The sequence below is a fragment of the Wolbachia endosymbiont of Glossina morsitans morsitans genome (genome assembly GCF_000689175.1).
Taxonomy (GTDB): domain Bacteria; phylum Pseudomonadota; class Alphaproteobacteria; order Rickettsiales; family Anaplasmataceae; genus Wolbachia; species Wolbachia pipientis.
The window spans coordinates 1-2,824 of record NZ_AWUH01000186.1; the positions used below are offsets into that span (position 1 = coordinate 1).

Here is a 2,824-nt window from a genome sequence, read left to right on the forward strand (position 1 = left end):
GATTATCTTTATTTGCCGCTTTCCCGAACGGATGCTCTACAGTTATTTCCTCATTAATAGAGCGAGGTGCACCGGAACCAGGTACAACAATATTCTCGTGCGATTGCGTATCCTTCTTTTCCTCACATGGTGTTTGCTTAATGAAATGTGCTGCCAAAACTTTATGTAAAGCTTTACCTTTTATAAGCACAGCCTCGTTTTGCTTAGCTAACTTTAAAATTTTCTTTGGTTCAACATCTTTACCGTCAATAGTTGATTTTTTAATACTAACTTGACCTAAATTTATATTTAGAACAACAGTACAGTTAAGGTCTTTTCCAGATTCATCTTTTGCACCCCAACTAATTTCGATGTCACATATTGCAAATTTTGTAAAGGAGCAGTTCCTCTGTTGTTTCTCATTCTTCTCAATTGTTACTATTCTTTCACCATTGCTGTATATTTTTGCTCTTTTTACCTCGCTTTTCTCCTCTTCCATTCTTTTAGTTTTTTCAGTGAAAAGACGACTGGTTTCTAAACTTTGTTCAGGTTTAGTAATGTTGATATTAAGATGGTCATAATGATTAAGAAGACGGTTTGCATATGGACATGGCACATAACACCCATCAAAGAAAGCAATTGCACTACCAATTTTTAGAAATTCTTGTCCATCGCTCATTCCTTGACCAATTCGAATAAGATATCTACCCAACCTCTTTTTGAAATTTTCTTTTAACTCCTCCTGATCTTTAGAAGTAAGCTTCTTATCCAATACACCCATTATTTCTTTTCGCTTACTCAATACCACATAATTGAAAAGGAAAATATCATCCTCTCGATAATAATTTGCTATCTTGTCAAATGGATCTGCCGGCCAACCGTTATTATAATTTACGGAATCAGAAGAATCTTCACACTTATTATCCTTAAAATCGAAATTCAATCTTTCGAAATCTGATAATACTTTTTCTGCCCTATCTTCAAAAGACCGAAGTCCATCTTGAAGTTCTTTTCCATAACTCATTCCTTTGTCAATTTGAAGAACATATTGACCATATTTCTTTCTAAACTCCTCCTGTTCTTCGAGGAGAGGGAGATTCCTATCTAATATATCGATTATTTCTTTCCGCTTATTCAATATCACGTAATTAAAGAGGGAACTCTTCCCCTTCTTTTCATAATCGTCTGCTATTTTGTCAAAACACTTATTATCCTTAAACTCCAATTCCTCAAAATCTGAGAGCACACTTTGTACCTGAGTCTCATCGAATTGAAGATTTGCTTGAGGAGATAGAAGAGTCAACTTTTCTTCACTTTCCTTGGTACTCGAATTTTTGTACAAACCATTAAATAGATTTATAATACTAGTAAACATTTCACACCTCTATTGTTATAAGTAAGCTTGATTATATCTTAATGCTAAATGTTGTAAAGCTAAAATTAGAAACTAAAAAAGCTAACATAAGTTCTGCATTGTTTGCAGCTTTATCAGCCTATTAGGCACAAGTTCTCCGCTTGTTACTCCAGTTGCAATGAACACTGATTCACCTCTTGCCATATCTTTTACGGCGTAGACTTTTTCTGGGTCATCAATATTTAAATTTTTTGCTCTTTCTCTTAACTGATCCGTATCAAGTACTAATCTTCCTTCCATCTGTCCGTCGATAGAGCTTAGCGCTACAGCCGCAAGCACTCCCTCTGGTGCTCCTCCTATACCGATATACATATCATGATTGCCATTTACTAGTGAAACTATGGCCGCAACATCACCATCATCTATTAGTTTAATTTTTGCTCCTAATTTCCTGATTTTTTCTATTAATTCACCATGCCTTTCACGTTTAAGTACAGTTACCACGAGATCATTCACTTTGCATATTTTTGCCTTGGCTAAATTGTCTAGATTCTTTTCAATGCTATTTTTTAGTGAGACTACACCCTCTGGAAGATTTTTTCCTACTACTATCTTTTCCATATAAACATCAGGTGCATGTAAAAAATTACCTTTTTTCGTTGCAGCAAGAACGGACATTGCCCCTGATTTGTAATGAGCACAAATCGTAGTGCCTTCAAGTGGGTCAACAGCAATGTCAATCTCAGGACCATTTCCAGTGCCAACCTTCTCGCCAATATATAGCATCGGCGCTTCATCTCTCTCACCTTCACCAATTACGATAGTACCATTTATTTCCATTGAATTTAATACTGTACGCATTGCATCAACTGCAACCTGATCAGCCTTTTTTTCATCGCCGAAGCCTGCTAGTTTATATGCAGCAAGCGCCGCAGCTTCGGTCACTTTAACTATTTTGTAGGCTAAATCTTCCATCATTTGCTTTAAGAACTATATTCAATATATATCATGCTGCTTGAAACTGCAATATGCCTTGACTGGTTGTGGGAAAGTTGCTATAATAAACTAAAATATAGTAGTAGGGTTAGTTATGATATATAGTAATGATGATATTAGAGAGTTATATCTAAATATAAATGAGACTGTAAAACAGAAGCCTCAAGCAAGTCTTGAAGAATTAAGTAAAGAGCTAAATGCAAGAATTGATCTAAAGCAAAAATTTCATAATGGCTGTGTGTTGGGAGATTTACTATTAGCACTTACAATTGAAAAAAGTAATCTAGATTTTATAAAATTTCTCTTTAAAAATGAGCTAAAAATTATTAGTATCATTTCCCAACAAGAAGAAACATGCCATATTCCCAAAACTATAAATGGTCAATCTATATTAAATTGTGCTGTCCATTTTCGTAATACCGAAATTTTAGATCTACTCTTACAAAATGTTAACGCAGAACAATCAAAGCTAATACCTAAAAGCAAGCTGTACAA

The 2,824-nt window shown here is 34.7% G+C and carries 3 protein-coding genes; 1 reads left to right on the forward strand and 2 read right to left on the reverse strand.

All coding sequences use genetic code 11. The annotated features are described in order from the left end of the window. Together WGMM_RS04755 and glpX are read right to left on the reverse strand one after the other, a co-directional pair. The coding region (locus WGMM_RS04755; protein ID WP_081818086.1) for a hypothetical protein at positions 1-1,354 on the reverse strand (1,354 nt) is incomplete at its 3' end. Positions 1,355-1,435: 81 nt separating this feature from the next. Next, entirely contained in the window at positions 1,436-2,308 is an 873-nt protein-coding gene (glpX, locus tag WGMM_RS04760) for a class II fructose-bisphosphatase (protein WP_051599664.1), read from the reverse strand. Between the two features lie 115 nt (positions 2,309-2,423). Between glpX and WGMM_RS04765 the strand changes: the two genes are divergently transcribed. Beyond that, positions 2,424-2,824 (forward strand): hypothetical protein (locus tag WGMM_RS04765; protein WP_038250847.1); only part of this gene is annotated, 401 nt, incomplete at its 3' end.

Coding starts and splice junctions, on each gene's coding strand:
- glpX (WP_051599664.1), bottom strand. CDS start 2,308: ATGGAAGATTTAGCCTACAAAATAGTTAAAGTGACCGAAGCTGCGGCG.